This window comes from Candidatus Nitrosocosmicus sp. FF01 (assembly GCF_047711275.1).
Classification (GTDB): Archaea; Thermoproteota; Nitrososphaeria; order Nitrososphaerales; family Nitrososphaeraceae; genus Nitrosocosmicus.
Window position 1 is genome coordinate 33,545 of record NZ_JBLNIG010000004.1, and the last position, 14,852, is coordinate 48,396.

Consider the following 14,852-nt stretch of genomic DNA (forward strand, 5'->3'; position numbering starts at 1 on the left):
ATTTTTATAATAGGTGGGCTAGCCAGTTTTGTAATGGCAATTTTTTATCTGTACCTCAATCGAGCTCGTCAAACATTCAAGAAAGACCTATTGGATACGCTCAAGTAAACTTCTCACAATTTGTTGTCTTGGTCTTCCCAGGGAAAAACTACCCAACGGGAGTCATTAAGGATTTTTCCACAAACATCATTGTCAATGATCGAATCTGTCTTGTATCTTTTTAATAAGAATATTTTTAGACAATTCATTTTCATTAGGTACCTGCCCACCAATTCTATCGTCTTTCCAGTATCGTGTATTTCATCTATTAGCAGGTATTTTTTATTTGGATCCAAGATTGGCAGCTTGTGAGAAATAATTTGCTTGTCAATTAATGGAAATATGTTTATTGGTTTGATATTCATCTTGTAGGACAGTATTGTTGCTGGAATTATTCCGCCATTTCCAATCGCGATTATTTCATAGTCCTGAAGAGAACTGGGTATTATTTTTGACTGCAATTTGTACGATATATTTGCAATCAGGGCAATCACATCTCCCCACGAAAGGATTATTTCATTAGCAGTATAGTTCAAAAGATCTAAGGATAAAATATGGATTTACTTTTATATTGATTATGATGATTGTTGCATTTTATCTATACTTGGAGGGGATATTCCATGACAAAAATATTTTTGGTTAGAGTCAAATTCAGTTCTTCGGAACAAATTTTGGTGAATCACCTTACCAATGAAATTGACATTTCAATAAAAGAAGTGCCAATAAAAGGGAGAGCTAACAAAGCAATAATTAACATACTCTCGAAATATTTCAACATCAAGACTGAAAACATAAAGATAGTTCGCGGCCTGTTTTCAAAGACCAAATTTATTGAAATTTCATGATTACATAAAGATCATAAAATACCCCGAGTGAGTCGCCTCTCCGACATCTACGAAATACTGTAGAAAACATAAAGAAAATAATATTTATTCAAACGATGTATCTTGAAATATAGTCAAGTCTGATTACTCTCTGCTTGCCTTTCTAATAATTTTTGGATTATTTTTTCTGCTATAACAGAGGAAGCCAGTTCTTGTCCTTCCTTTGTTTGTGCTCCAATGTGTGGAGTACAAATTAGATTGTCCAAAACCAAAAGCTCTTTGTTTGTGGGAGGTTCTATTTCATATACATCTAAAGCGGCGCCACCAATCTTTTTGTTTTTTAGACCATCAATAAGAGCCTGTTCATCAATTACTTCTCCCCTTGATGTGTTTATCAGAAAAGAACCCTTTTTCATAATAGAGAGCATTTCCTTATTGATCAAATGTTTGGTTTGTTCCGTAGATGGAACGTGACAAGTTATGTAGTCAGAACTTTCTATCAAGGTCTTTAAGTCTGTTGTTATGAGTGAAACTTCTTGAGCAAAACTCTTGTCGATAGGAACTACATCATATCCAATTAGATTCATCCTTAAACCTCTGGCTAATCTTGCTACATTTCTTCCAATTTTTCCAAGTCCAATTATACCTAGATATTTTCCTTTTAATTCTATACCTATTAGATCTTTCTTGATCCATTTACCTTGTTTGGTAGCATTATTTGCAATAGGTATATTTCTACTTAGTGAAAACATTAATCCCAATACTAGTTCTGAAACTGCATTTACAGAAGCTTCACCTGCATTAATTACCTCGACATTTTTCTTTTGCGCTTCCACAGTATCTATATTATCTAATCCCACTCCCACTCTGGCTATTATCTTTGCGTTGGTAGCGTTATCTATGATTTCCTTGGTGATTTTCGTTCTGCTGCGTACAATAATCACATCATAGTCTTTTACCTTGGTAATTAGCTCTTGATTTGAAATTTCTGGTAAATATTCTACTAAAAGACCTGCATTCTTTAGGATACCTATACCTCTTTCATCGATAGAGTCACATACTATTACATTGCCATCAATTTGCATATAAGAAAACCTTTTTAGTGGGAATATATTGATTACTTTTTGTTTTTTAGTATTTGTTTCTATAATTAGGTAGACCTAACAAATTTGAATCAATTGTTAATGTATTTATACAAATTTGATAGTTTTGAATATTTTTAACAAAAATATTTATAATGAATAACGCCGTTATGAAGAGTATGACCGCAAAAGAATTAGATATGGATTATAGTAAATATGACTTTAAGGATTCAACTGAAATTTATGTCTATTTAAGTAAAAAAGGTCTATCCAGGGGCACTGTTGAGGAAATTAGCAAAATGAAAGGAGAGCCTGACTGGATGCGTGATTTTAGATTGAGATCGTATGATGTTTTTATGAGCAAACCTATGCCAAATTGGGGCGGTGATCTTTCTCATATAGACTTTCAAAATATATACTATTATGCTAAAGCTTCTGACAAGCAAAGTAAAAGCTGGGATGATGTTCCAGAATCCGTTAGAAATACCTTTGAAAAATTAGGTATTCCAGAAGCAGAGAGAAAATTCCTGGCAGGTGTAGGAGCACAGTACCGAATCAGAAGTGGTCTATCACAATTTAAGGGAGGACTTGGAACAACAAGGAGTAATTTTTCTAGATACTGATACGGCTGTCAAGAAATTTCCTGATTTAGTTAAAAAGTATTTTGGAAAGGTCATTCCGCCAGAGGATAACAAATTTGCAGCACTAAATAGTGCTGTATGGTCGGGAGGTTCGTTCATATATATTCCACCAAATGTAAAAGTGGATTTACCATTACAAGCATATTTCAGAATAAATGCAGAAAACATTGGTCAATTTGAAAGGACATTGATTATTGCAGATGAAGGGGCAGATGTCCATTATATCGAGGGATGTACTGCTCCCGTTTATTCAACAGAGTCTCTACATTCTGCAGTTGTTGAATTGATCGCTAAAAGAGGTGCAAAAATAAGATATACTACAATACAAAATTGGAGTAAGGATGTATACAACCTTGTAACAAAACGAGCATATGCATATGAAAATGCATCAGTAGAATGGATTGATGGTAACCTCGGTAGCAAACTTACAATGAAGTATCCTGGGGTTTACATGCTTGGCAAAAATGCACATGCCGAAATTGTGTCTGTTGCTTTTGCTGGTAAAGCTCAGCATCAAGATGCCGGTGCAAAAGTTGTTCATTTAGCTCCTGGCACCACTTCGAGAATCACAAGCAAATCCGTTAGCAAAGATTCAGGTAGAACTACTTATAGAGGTTTATTGCATGTTGCCAAAGGAGCAAATGGTGTAAAGTCAAATGTTAGATGTGATGCCTTGTTACTAGACGAGTTTTCTAGGACTGACACTTATCCTTATGTTGAGGTTAACGAAGATGATGCAACAATTACTCATGAGGCAACGGTAGGAAAAATTGGTGATGAACAAATATTCTATCTAATGAGCAGAGGATATTCTGAATCTGATGCATTAAGTATGATTATTGGAGGATTCATGGAGCCCTTTACCAAAGAATTACCAATGGAGTATGCAGTTGAACTTAATAGACTTGTAAAAATGGAAATGGAAGGATCAGTAGGTTAATGCTCTATTCCATTTTCATATTGCATTGCATTGCTATTTGTAAACATGAATGATAAATTATGATAACACTTTCTTCACTTTCAGAAAATAATCTACAAGAAATTCTATCTAAAAAAAATACTGAGCCCACTTGGGTATCTTCTAGTAGAAAAGATATTATGTCTAAATTTTCCGGTTTGCCGTCAGAAGTTTCTCCTCTATATTCTAAATATACCGGATTGACGGTATTAAGACCCGAAAACATTTTTTTTTCTAACGAAGAGAATATATCTATTTCAAAAGATCTAGAAATACGCTTAAAGGAAATAAAGTCCTCTCCCAGTGTACTTTTGATAGGCTCAACAGCTGTGCATATCTTCAATCCACCGGAGTTGGCTAAAAAGGGTTTAATTATTTGTACTATCGAAGAGGCGATGGTTAAGCATGCCGATTTAGTAAAGAAATACTTTGAGGAGACTTCTACTAATCACGAAGATCGTTTTCTAATCTTGGGATCGTCTGCATTCCAATCCGGATTCTTTATTTATATTCCAAAAAATTTGATTATCGAAGATCCCATCCGAGTTGTATACTCGCTTAAAGATGATTGTACTTCATCTATTTGTAGAAATATTGTTGTATCAGAGGAAGGCTCTAAAGCAACAATTGTGCAAGAACTATACTCTTCATCGTCATTAATTTCTACTTCGTCAAATAAGAATAAGCTGGGATTAGATGCTACTGGCACATCGGATAAGATAGACACAAAGGAAAAAAATCAGCAAGGTTATTTTGAGTTTCTTGAATGTGATATTAAACCTACAGCTGAATTAGAGTTTATAACACTTCAAGCAATGAATTTGGACACTCTGTGTATATCCAATAGAAAAGCATTTGTTGAAAAAGACGCTAAAATGTCTTGGTATTCTGGCATGTTTGGTGCCCGACTTTGTAGATTTAAAACCGATAGTATTATGAACGGCTCTGGGGCACAATCTGAAGACGTTCAAATAGTTTTTGGTACAAATAACCAAATGTTTGATATTTCTTCTAATTTAGATCACGTGGGATTTAGTACCCGTGGTAAAGTATTGGTTAAATCGATAGTGAAAGATACTGCCAAATCCTTGTTTAAAGGCATGATAAAGATTCGAAAAAATGCCCAGACATCGGAAGCATATTTGGCTGGACACGCTATTTTGTTGAATAAAGGCGCACAGGCCGATGCTATTCCGGGATTGGAAATTGAAACCAACGAGGTTAAGGCAACACACTCTGCATCGGTCTCGCAAATAGATGAAGAGCAAATTTTCTATCTGATGTGCAAAGGCTTGGATAGAGAGGGTGCTAAACGCGAGATAATTAATGGATTTGTAGAACCTTTATCCCGTAAAATGGGACCCTTTATTCGCGCATGGATTAGTTATTTGTTTGAGAACAAGTGGACTGGAAAACCATTACTATTAAAAGGAGATGAGGTAATGGAGCAAATTCTAGAGGTAGAAAAATCGAGGTACAAGGAAACAGCAGATATTTTTGAAAAACACTACAAATATCGATAGCTATTACCTGTCTATTGTAGTTTTTTTACGACCATATACACCCCTATATTTTTCCTAGTTTTTGGACATCAATGATTGCTTTCAATAAATTGGTCAATAGGACAACATAAATCGAATTTGTCAATATATCGTCAACTTAAATGTAGGAGAAATGATCGAATTCGATTATAAAGAGAAAAACAATTTTGAGTATATACTACATTAATGGTAATAATTATTCGTGTTGAGATAAATACCTGAAGAAACAGATTATTAATTTCAAGGGTGTTTTTAGATAATCAAAGGATGATGACACAATTAGTTCCTAGGGTAATTTGAAAACCAATTCTAATGTTCCCTTAACTGTATGTGTTGAAGATTCCAGATATGCAATATCTCTTTCAATTAATGCTCTGGAAGTTGCGGGACCGATTGAAATTACCTTATAAATCCTCAAATCATGTATTATATCCTTTTCAGTCCTGTTGTCATAAAATTTGGGTGAAAGTTGATACATTATATTGAAAAACGATCTCACCGCCGATGGGCTAGTAAAGATTAAGAACGATTTTCCTTCACAATTCGATAATTTTGTCAATTTCTTCCAGACTGGAGAATTGGATGCATTCTTAATTTCGGTAGTGTCATAAAAAAAAACCTGGTCTAACTCAATATTTTCAAATGTTGAATTAATAAAATTATTTGATTTTACAGATTGTGCACTCCTTGGTAATAAGATTTTTAGAGGATTATTTTGATGTCTTTCTTTTATTTCTGAATCCAATTCCTGGAGAAACTTATTGATACCGGTCATCGAATAATTATTATTATGATGATCTGCCACTTGCGATTTAAAACCGTGTTTTCTTAATGTATATTTGGTTTTGGGACCGATTGCGATGATCTTCATTGTTGATAACCCGTGTAAAATTTCCATATACTCATGCTCATCCTTTATCATTTCAAAAAAGATATCCACAGAGTTTGAACTTAAGAAGATACAATGATCATAGTGTGATTTTGAAATTTTTGCTAGTGCATCTTTGACTTCCTTTGAGTATATTTTTTTAAAATTCATTGTAGGTAATGTGATCAAGTTAATCTTGTATGGGAATTTTTTCCCATTTACCGGAATGTCATTTTCGGAAATAGTTATCTCGACTGATTATGATGTTTTTGACATCCAAGCTTAAAAGATCCCTTGCATGAGTGCGGTTAGTGCGCTATTATATTTATTTAGCCTTATTTTTTTCATTCCTCTGGAATTGCTGCCTTTGTTACTTGATTAAACCAACTTATTTTGTCCCCTAACCTAACAATATCGCCAATAATCACTATAGCTGGTGGCTCAATCTTTGCTTGCTTTGATAAAGTAACGATATTATTGAGATTTCCTATAATCACCTTCTGATTCTTGAGAGTTCCGTTCTGAACTATTGCAACAGGTTTCAACGCATCTTTTCCCTCATTCTTAATCCTTTCAACTATTGTCTCCAATTTCTCTGTTCCCATATACACTACCACTGTATCTACCGCATCAAATAATTTCTCCCATTTCACCTGTGGTGTTTTTTTATCTGGATCTTCGTGACCAGTAACAAAAGCTACTGCAGAACTATATTTTCTATGTGTAAGCGGGATACCTGAATACACAGCCGCACCTATCCCTGAGGTAATACCTGGGATGATCTCAAATGGTACATTTGTTTTCAATCAAGATTTCTGCTTCCTCACCACCTCTTCCAAAAATGAAAGGGTCGCCTCCTTTTAACCTCAAAACTGTTTTACCCATGCCTGCGTATTTTAACATCAATTCATTAGTCTTATCTTGATGAGTGGTGGGATCTCCTATGTTTCTTCCAACATATACTTTTTCTGCTGACTTTGGAAACAAATCAATTATTGCCTTGCCTACTAATCTATCATATAGAATTACTTCTGCTTGATCAATTAGCTCTGATGCTCTTAAAGTCAACAGTTTTGGATCACCGGGACCCGCACCGCAGATGTAGACCATTCCCAAACCGTCTTTATTCTTCATCCTATTAACTCATTTAACACATCAATATTCATATTATTATTATTATTCCATTCTTTTGTTATCTCCTTTGCACCCTTTGAAATTAAGTCGTCCGCAACCATTTTCCCCAACTCTATTGGATGATCAATTCCATACTGTTTTGCTACCTTGATAGTTTTTCTACCGTCCAAGGAATAGACTACGGCATAAAGTGAAATCCGTTTTTGTTTAATTTGCGTACTTGCCAGGGCACCCAATGGAACAGTACATCCTGCTCCTATGGCATCAGTTAGGGATCTTTCGGCCTGAACTTCTATTTGAGATCTAGCATGTTCAATTTTTTTCAATAATATACATAGATCAGTATCTTCCTTTCTACAAACTATTGCTAATGCACCCTGCCCTGGTGCAGGAGTAAAGCTACGAATGTTTAATCTTTGAGTTATGTGGTTAAATAATCCCAATCTGTCTATTCCTGCCTCTGCGAGGATTATTCCGCTGTATTTTTTCTCCTTTGATCTATTCAATCTGGTTTCCACATTCCCTCTAATTGATTTGATTTTTAAGTGGGGATACCTGGTCTTAATTTGCAAGGCTCTTCTGATACTACTTGTACCTATAGTGGAACCAGGAGAAAGTCTATCGAGTTTCTTGTCATCAGTGCTATTTATGAATACATCATTGGGTTTTTCTCTTCTTGGAATACAAGCAATAATCAACTTATCAGATATTCCTGCGTGAAGATCTTTGAGACTGTGAACTGCAAAATCCGCCTGATATCTTAATAATTTCTCATTCACCTCTTTTTCAAAGACACCTGTTTTATTCATGACAAAAAAAGGCCTGCTATCCCTGTCTCCTTGCGTTATGGTTTTGTCTGTTCTTATTTTTATGCCTGGTTGAATTTTTTTTAGTAATGAAATGATTAATTCAGTTTGTCTAGTGGCCAGGTTGCTAGCCCTTGTGGCAACTACTATTTCTTTAACTATTCATCACCGTCGACAGGGCTGACTCATAAGCGTCTATTGTTTTTTCAATATCCTCTTCATTATGTACTGTTGAAATAAAACATGTTTCATAGGGTGAGGGCGGAATGAATATGTTCTTACTTAACAAGATTTTAAATAATTTGTAGAAGGATTCGGTGTTTGTTGATTTTACTGAACTATAGTCTTTAATCGGTATATCAGAAAAAAAAAGTTGAAACATTGAACCAATAGAATTCAGCGTAATATCTAATCGTTTATCATGTACAATGTCTCTAATGGCATCAACAATCTTGTCACAATTGATGACAACTTTTGGATAAATTGTATTTTTCTCATTGACTAGTATTTCTAATGTTTTGAGGGCCGCCGTTACTGAAATCGGATTCCCCGCAAAAGTACTTGCTTGATATACTGATCCACTTGGTGCAAATCCCGACATTATTTCTTTGCTACCTGCAACTAGCGATATAGGATATCCATTTCCTAATGTCTTGGCGAAAATAGCAATATCTGGCCTAATTCCAAAGAATTCGCTAGCTCCGCCTAAAGCCAATCTGAAACCCGTGATTACTTCATCAAATACCAATAATATGTTATTTTCTTTAGCTATGCTACGTAAATTATTAAGATACTCCTTCTCTGGAAGTATGAGACCAGCATTTGCCAATACCGGTTCAATTATAATACACGCGAGATCGTCGCGGTTCTCTTTTTTATTTATAACTTTCTGGACTGATTCAATGTCATTGAATGGAATGGTGATGGTTTTTGATGCGCTTTCAGTTAATATTCCGTCTGTATAATCCATTGTGGCAGCTGCTGACCCTGCCTTGTTAAGAACGTAGTCAAAGGCTCCATGATAACCGCCTTCAAATTTAACCAATTTAGTTTTATTTGTAAATGATCTTGCTAACCTAATTGAGTGCATTGCTGCTTCTGCACCTGTGTTCATTATTCTAACCATCTCTGCACAAGGAATTATTCTTGTGCATATTTCTGCTAATTGAAGTTCCTTTTCTGTGGGTGTGCAAAATAAGTTTCCTTTGTCGATTTGATATTTTATCTCTGTTCCAATCTCTTGATTAGCATGCCCTAGGAAAACAGACCCATACCCTAGACAATAATCAATTAATACATTTCCGTCATTGGTAAATAATTTACTACCATTTGCAGATTCTACAAAAAATGGGTATGGTTTGAAGTATCTTACCGGGCTGTTAACTCCGCCAGGAATTACCTTGGTGGCCCTTTCAAAAAGAACACGCGATTTATTAAAATTTATATCATTCATAAAGAGTGATTGTGATTAATAGCATGTCGTTCTAGATATACGTTATCTGACACTTTAGTTGCAATTAAAGATATGATGACAATATTATTGCCAAAGGTTATGGAGCAGTGCGTGATCATGAACCTACAAAACACAGATCGCAACTTAGATAAACGTTTTAAATCAGTTAATAGCAATATGATTTCATTATTACAGGGATTATCACAGTGAGAATATCCAAAAGCATAGATCGACGTTTAGTTGGGTTCCTATATGTCAAAAATTTGAATTTATTTCTTTAATGGTGGTTCTAAAGAGCTTCATTTGCTAAAAAATGAAATGCGGAAATGCTAATTTGATGTCAAAATAATAATTATATATATAAAGTATATGTTTTATTACAATATATATGAGCTTTTTAGAGCATTTGACTTTCTTTCTTGCTGTAATTATAGCAACATTATTCATAATATCGCTTGTTTTTAACCAAACCGTAACTTACTATAGAATCCTAGAGAAGGCCAGGAAATTTGGCAAAAAGAAGTTAACTAGACAACCTGTCAAATTATAGTAATTTCTTATCCTTATCATTATGATTAGAAAAAGATATTGTAGTTATTGCTTAGTCTCTGAAATTTTTGCTCTGATTAAATAATAAAGACACGAAACTAGGAATGCAGTCTAGATTAAATGTTATTTATCCGTTATGGATAAAGGATTACAACTATTCAAAACTTCACTTTTCATAGTTACCAATCTTGTCTATTGTAGTCATTTTCATAGAATATCTATGTTTTCATAAGAGATAATAATGGCATTGGTACATAATATTTGATGCAAAATTATTTAGCAGTGATCGTTGCTCTTGTATTGACAGGTGGTTTTGCTTTTGTGGCCCCCGTTTCCAATGTTGCAATGGCTTTGCCTTTTGATTTTCTTGAGCGGACATATATTTTTGGACCAATTACTGGAATATCTGAAGATGACAATGGTTCAACTGAATGGGTTTTAGCGGGAGTATGGCGAGCTAGTCTTCCTAATTCTACGGATATCTCAAATAATAATACAAACGGTACTACTTTTAACGCTGCAATAGAAATGATACGACCTGATGGTTCTGCTAGACATACTCATACACTAACTGATTTTGTATTATTGAATCCATCATCAGAATCTGGTACTAATTCTACAATATTTAATGGAACTTCGACAGTTAGTCTTGCCGATGGTCCAGCACTAGATATTCCCACCTCTGTTAAGTTGTCAAATAATAATATAATAACAATCTGGTTAGACCCCGAAAGTTCAGATAACCATTTTGGTATTTCCCCAAAAATATTTGGAGTCGTTACTAGCCCTGAATTTGACAAATCTATTCAAGATTCTGTCTCAATGACCAATGGGACTCAAATTAGTGGTCTGGTCCACTAATATTATTATTTTTTTCAATTAGGTTTTTTGAAAAACTATTTAAATAATGAAAGTTTGATATTACGAGATGAGGTTATCTCGATTTGTTTTGTTATGTATTTTGGCATATAGTTTAATATTATTGCCTGCATATTATTCCTCTGCATTTGCACTAGAATTTGCTCATAAAACTATGTGGGGCGAAAAGGGTGTCGCCGAGGGTCAGTTTAACCAGTTAGGCGGTATAGGAATCGATTCGGAAGATAATGTGTATGTTTCAGACTTTGCAGGCTATACAACAAAAATGATTCAAAAGTTTACTCCAAATGGGACATTTATACTCGGTTTTGGAACATTTGGTAACGGACCACAATACTTTACCAATCCATCAGGCATAGCAGTTGATTCTAATGATCGAATATTTATTGCTGATTTCGGTAATCCAACTTATGCTGTTAAAGAATTCAGCTCTAATGAAACATTTATTCGAAGTATAGGATCGTTCGGAATAGGACCTGGGTTATTTATCAGTCCAGGTGGTGTTGGCGTAGATAAAGAGAATAACATATATGTTACAGATTTTGGCGAAAATACCAATGTACAAAAATTTGATCCCGCTGGTAATTTCTTGATGAGTTTTGGCTCCCCTGGAACCCGGGATGGTCAATTTAATAATCCCGCCGATGTAGCCGTAGATTCAAATGGTAATATTTTTGTTTCTGATTCTAGTAACAATAGAATCCAAAAATTTGATCCCGCTGGTAATTTCTTGATGAAATTCGGGGTTTTTGGTTCTGGAAACGGTCAGTTCCAAGCTCCCATGGAATTAGCACTTGATTCTTCTGATAACGTATATGTAGCCGACAGCCGCAATCACCGAGTTCAAGTTTTCGATAATAATGGTAACTATCTTGCTCAATTTGGAAATACCGGAGCAGCTCATGAACTAACAGAGGATCCTGTTGGAATCGCCATTAATTCACAGGGTGACGTATATGTTGCAGATGGGAGAGATACCGATATTCACGTATTCTATCCTATACCTTAATTTTTTATAACCCTAGTCAATAATCACTAATAATTTGTAGCTGGTAATTTACTAACTAGTTTTTAAGATTTCGGCCATCCTTTTTGCGTAATATGATATAATTATGTCAGCTCCCGCTCGTTTTATTGCTGTTATAGATTCAGTAACAGCTAAATCCTCATCTATCCAGCCGTTGATAGCAGCTGCCTTTATCATTGAGTATTCGCCTGAAACACTGTAAGCCGCAATTGGGTGTAGCGTTTTTGTTTTTGCTTCATGAATCAAATCTAAATTAGAAAGAGCTGGTTTTATCATCAGGACATCCGCCCCTTCATTTATATCAGATTCAATTTCTCTAATTGACTCTCGTGGGTTAGAGTAACTCATTTGATAGGATTGTCTGTTTCCAAATCCTGGTTTGGAATGTGCCGCATCTCGAAATGGTGAGAAAAAAGAAGAAGCCTGTTTGGCAGAGTATCCCATAATCAGGGTATTTGTGTAACCGTTTTCATCTAGCAAATCTCTAATTTTCTTAACTTGTCCGTCCATCATAGCTGAGGGGGCAACTATATCTGCCCCTGCTTTAGCTTGACTCAAAGCAGTTTTTGATAAGGTATCAATCGTTTTATCGTTGTTTATCTCATCTTCAACAATGATTCCGCAATGTCCATGTGTTGTATATTGGCATAAACATACGTCAGTCATGATCACAATTTTGTCTCCAAAACCATCTCTAATCGTTTTTATTGTACGTTGAACAACTCCCTTATCGTCATAGGAGCTTTTTCCAAACACGTCTTTTTTTTTGGGCAAACCGAACAATATTACTGCATTAATCCCACTCCTCACAGATTCCTCAATTTCATGTGTTACCATATTAGGTGCAAATCTAAAAACACCTGGCATCGAGTCTATTGGTTGATTACTTTTTAGACCTTCTTGAACAAATAAGGGTAATACTAGATCTTTTGAAGACAATCGTATTTCCTGAAACAGGTCTCTAATCGCAGAATTCTTTCTGAATCGTCTCAGTCTCATTTTTGGAAAAATATTGTAACTCTGTTGATGATCGTAGTTTAAAAACTCTGGATTATTCATGGAAGGGTTCCTATTATTTTTTCCATCACGTCTAGGCATATTGGGATTTATGGTTTCTCATAATTGAATAATTTCAAAGCTAAATTTATCAATTCATTTTCGTTCTTATTATTTGAAAATTCTTTTCTTAGATTATTCATGGGCGTTGACAAAATTCCCTCTACTAGCGCATAGGAAAATTGTTCGAGTATTTTGACGTCATTTTCATTCATTCTATTACCGATTAATGACAAAGCTTTTTTTAATTCCTTGTTCCTTATCGAATCTGCATTTTTAAAGATTGTTATTATAGCCGGCTCGGAGCTCTTTCTTTTTAGCATTTCTTTGATGGTTATTATCTCTTCGTCTATAATTTTTTCAGCTGACTGGATTTCTTTTTTTCTCCTACCTACATTTTTTTCAACTATTTCTGAAATTTGATCTATGTTAACTAGCTTGATGTTTTCTAACATCGCGATCCTATCTTCAACAGTTCTGGGGTTAGACAAATCAAAAATCATCAATCCTTTATTTCTGTTCTTCATCATATTAGCAATTCTTTCATAGGTTAAGAGGTAATAAGGCGCTACAGTGGAAATGAATACTATATCTATGTTCTCATTTAATTTCTCTAGTGCCGCTTCAAAAGGTATTGGGGAACCTGCAACAGTTTCAGCAAAAGAACGTGCTCTTTCAAAGGTTCTACTAGTAACAAAAAACCTCATGTTTCGTTGCTTTAAAGATTTTGCGATCAAGCTTGCTCCCTCTCCAGATCCTATAAGTAGAATCTCTTTTTCCTTAATATCATCAAAATACTCGCAAGCTAAATTTACTGCCATGGAGCCAACAGATGTACTGCCTTTGTTAATACCAGTAAGCGCACGGACTCTGCTTCCTATCTTGATTGTCTTGTCAAACAAAACGTTAAGGTTTGGACCTGCAAATCCATTCTTCCTAGAAAATTCAAGTGATCTCTTTACTTGACCTAAAATTTGATCCTCTCCTATCACCAAAGAGTCTAATCCGGAGGTAAGCTTTACTAAATGTCTTACAGCTTCCTCTCCATCGTTGGTGATGACGTTATTCTCAACTTCGTCTATTGGTAGATCTATTAGAGCAGACCAGCCTCTAATGATACTCTCTATTTGCGGGTTTGGTCCCACTCCATAAACTTCTACACGGTTACATGTTTGCAAGATAATGCACTCTTGTAATTCAGATGAATTCAACAGATATTGATGAGCGCCAAAAATATCCTTAAAAGCAAATTTTTCTAAAATATGAATTGGGGAGTTCTTGAAGGTCACCCTTAAATTGACAAATTGTGATGATTGTACTCCCAAATAAAGCGTCATCCGATCTTGTTGCCCTCCCATTTGTCTAATGTTCTTATGATTCTTTCTTTGACCTTATCAATGTTTTTTTTGGATATTAATTCTTGAATCTCACTATCATGAAGTAAACCATACAAAAATTTTCTTCTTTCTTGTTGATTCTTTATATACTTCTTAACCTGTTCTCTGGCAAATTCTTGAATTATTATGTTATCGATATCGTTTTGCCCTATTATATTTTTTATATTGTTTTCGATCTTGTATCTTATTATTTTACTCATCAAAGGGCTTTTTCCTAATGTGGAAACTGATATGTGAATAACATCATCAAAATTTATTGTCGATGTGAAAAAGAGATCGGCAGACGATGGGTCGTCAATGCTATAAGAAAGAATATTTCTTTTTTTAGCTTCTTTTACTATGGTCATATTGAGAGACTGATCATTAGTAGCTGCAAGTATGAGAAAAATATCATTAAATTTGTCTAGAAAATCTATATCCTTGATTCTTCTTCTAATAATTACTATCGGATGTCTTCCAACATCTTCTAATTCGTATAACAATACATTGACAGCCTCGCTTAGAACGATGATTTGACAACCCTGTTTTGAAAGATTCTCAATTCTTTTGGAGCCTTCTCTGCCCGCACCTATGACAAGCACCTTTTTATCTTTCAAGT

The 14,852-nt window shown here is 34.8% G+C and carries 12 protein-coding genes and 2 pseudogenes; 5 read left to right on the forward strand and 9 right to left on the reverse strand.

Going from position 1 to position 14,852, the window contains the following annotated elements:
• Nucleotides 1–113: 113 nt before the first annotated feature.
• Nucleotides 114–575 carry a hypothetical protein gene (locus ACMT7R_RS12250; protein ID WP_415312243.1) on the reverse strand — a complete coding sequence of 154 codons (462 nt, stop codon included), beginning with the start codon at nucleotides 573–575 and terminating at the stop codon, nucleotides 114–116.
• Between the two features lie 84 nt (nucleotides 576–659).
• Here ACMT7R_RS12250 and ACMT7R_RS12255 point away from each other — a divergent pair, with 84 nt between their 5' ends.
• Nucleotides 660–884: a DUF167 domain-containing protein gene (locus ACMT7R_RS12255; RefSeq protein ID WP_415312244.1), complete on the forward strand. Its 225-nt coding sequence runs from the start codon at nucleotides 660–662 to the stop codon at nucleotides 882–884.
• A gap of 113 nt (nucleotides 885–997) precedes the next feature.
• Here ACMT7R_RS12255 and ACMT7R_RS12260 read toward each other — a convergent pair whose 3' ends face one another.
• Nucleotides 998–1,948, reverse strand: a complete 951-nt coding sequence (locus ACMT7R_RS12260; protein WP_415312245.1) for a D-2-hydroxyacid dehydrogenase — start codon at nucleotides 1,946–1,948, stop codon at nucleotides 998–1,000.
• A gap of 176 nt (nucleotides 1,949–2,124) precedes the next feature.
• Between ACMT7R_RS12260 and sufB the strand changes: the two are divergent.
• Together sufB and ACMT7R_RS12270 are read left to right on the forward strand one after the other, a co-directional pair.
• Nucleotides 2,125–3,526, forward strand: a pseudogene (gene sufB / locus ACMT7R_RS12265) (Fe-S cluster assembly protein SufB).
• 59 nt (nucleotides 3,527–3,585) lie between these two features.
• Entirely contained in the window at nucleotides 3,586–5,067 is a 1,482-nt protein-coding gene (locus ACMT7R_RS12270; protein ID WP_415312246.1) for a SufB/SufD family protein, read from the forward strand.
• Between the two features lie 304 nt (nucleotides 5,068–5,371).
• Here the strand turns inward: ACMT7R_RS12270 and ACMT7R_RS12275 are convergent, their stop codons facing one another.
• The 4 genes and pseudogenes from ACMT7R_RS12275 to ACMT7R_RS12290 form a co-directional block, all read right to left on the reverse strand.
• A complete protein-coding gene (locus ACMT7R_RS12275; RefSeq protein ID WP_415312247.1) occupies nucleotides 5,372–6,142 on the reverse strand; it encodes a uroporphyrinogen-III synthase in 771 nt (256 codons plus the stop codon).
• Between the two features lie 155 nt (nucleotides 6,143–6,297).
• A pseudogene (gene cobA / locus ACMT7R_RS12280) lies at nucleotides 6,298–7,087 on the reverse strand (uroporphyrinogen-III C-methyltransferase).
• Nucleotides 7,084–8,055, reverse strand: a complete 972-nt coding sequence (gene hemC, locus ACMT7R_RS12285) for a hydroxymethylbilane synthase (protein WP_415312510.1) — start codon at nucleotides 8,053–8,055, stop codon at nucleotides 7,084–7,086. Before hemC ends, cobA begins: the two are co-directional and overlap by 4 nt.
• Complete coding sequence (locus ACMT7R_RS12290) at nucleotides 8,048–9,346, reverse strand: aspartate aminotransferase family protein (RefSeq protein ID WP_415312248.1); 1,299 nt, start codon at nucleotides 9,344–9,346, stop codon at nucleotides 8,048–8,050. The genes hemC and ACMT7R_RS12290 overlap by 8 nt, the downstream gene beginning before the upstream one ends.
• 813 nt (nucleotides 9,347–10,159) lie before the next feature.
• Here ACMT7R_RS12290 and ACMT7R_RS12295 point away from each other — a divergent pair.
• Both ACMT7R_RS12295 and ACMT7R_RS12300 read left to right on the forward strand, forming a co-directional pair.
• Complete coding sequence (locus tag ACMT7R_RS12295; RefSeq protein ID WP_415312249.1) at nucleotides 10,160–10,756, forward strand: hypothetical protein; 597 nt, start codon at nucleotides 10,160–10,162, stop codon at nucleotides 10,754–10,756.
• 67 nt (nucleotides 10,757–10,823) lie between these two features.
• Nucleotides 10,824–11,783 carry a 6-bladed beta-propeller gene (locus ACMT7R_RS12300; protein ID WP_415312250.1) on the forward strand — a complete coding sequence of 320 codons (960 nt, stop codon included), beginning with the start codon at nucleotides 10,824–10,826 and terminating at the stop codon, nucleotides 11,781–11,783.
• A gap of 51 nt (nucleotides 11,784–11,834) precedes the next feature.
• Here ACMT7R_RS12300 and hemB read toward each other — a convergent pair whose 3' ends face one another.
• From hemB to ACMT7R_RS12315, 3 genes are read right to left on the reverse strand one after another with little or no spacing between them, the layout of a single operon-like run.
• Entirely contained in the window at nucleotides 11,835–12,899 is a 1,065-nt protein-coding gene (hemB, locus tag ACMT7R_RS12305; protein WP_415312251.1) for a porphobilinogen synthase, read from the reverse strand.
• An 8-nt stretch (nucleotides 12,900–12,907) separates the two neighbouring features.
• Entirely contained in the window at nucleotides 12,908–14,194 is a 1,287-nt protein-coding gene (gene hemA, locus ACMT7R_RS12310) for a glutamyl-tRNA reductase (protein WP_415312252.1), read from the reverse strand.
• On the reverse strand, nucleotides 14,191–14,850 hold the full coding sequence (locus tag ACMT7R_RS12315) for a precorrin-2 dehydrogenase/sirohydrochlorin ferrochelatase family protein (RefSeq protein WP_415312253.1): 660 nt from the start codon (nucleotides 14,848–14,850) through the stop codon (nucleotides 14,191–14,193). Before ACMT7R_RS12315 ends, hemA begins: the two co-directional genes overlap by 4 nt.
• Between the last annotated feature and the right edge of the window lie 2 nt (nucleotides 14,851–14,852).

Bases quoted from the DNA above. Each gene is read 5' to 3' on its own strand.
- ACMT7R_RS12295 (WP_415312249.1), top strand. From the start codon at position 10,160: ATGCAAAATTATTTAGCAGTGATCGTTGCTCTTGTATTGACAGGTGGT.
- ACMT7R_RS12300 (WP_415312250.1), top strand. From the start codon at position 10,824: ATGAGGTTATCTCGATTTGTTTTGTTATGTATTTTGGCATATAGTTTA.
- ACMT7R_RS12290 (WP_415312248.1), bottom strand. From the start codon at position 9,346: ATGAATGATATAAATTTTAATAAATCGCGTGTTCTTTTTGAAAGGGCC.
- hemA (WP_415312252.1), bottom strand. From the start codon at position 14,194: ATGACGCTTTATTTGGGAGTACAATCATCACAATTTGTCAATTTAAGG.
- ACMT7R_RS12255 (WP_415312244.1), top strand. From the start codon at position 660: ATGACAAAAATATTTTTGGTTAGAGTCAAATTCAGTTCTTCGGAACAA.
- ACMT7R_RS12270 (WP_415312246.1), top strand. From the start codon at position 3,586: ATGATAACACTTTCTTCACTTTCAGAAAATAATCTACAAGAAATTCTA.
- hemB (WP_415312251.1), bottom strand. From the start codon at position 12,899: ATGCCTAGACGTGATGGAAAAAATAATAGGAACCCTTCCATGAATAAT.
- ACMT7R_RS12260 (WP_415312245.1), bottom strand. From the start codon at position 1,948: ATGCAAATTGATGGCAATGTAATAGTATGTGACTCTATCGATGAAAGA.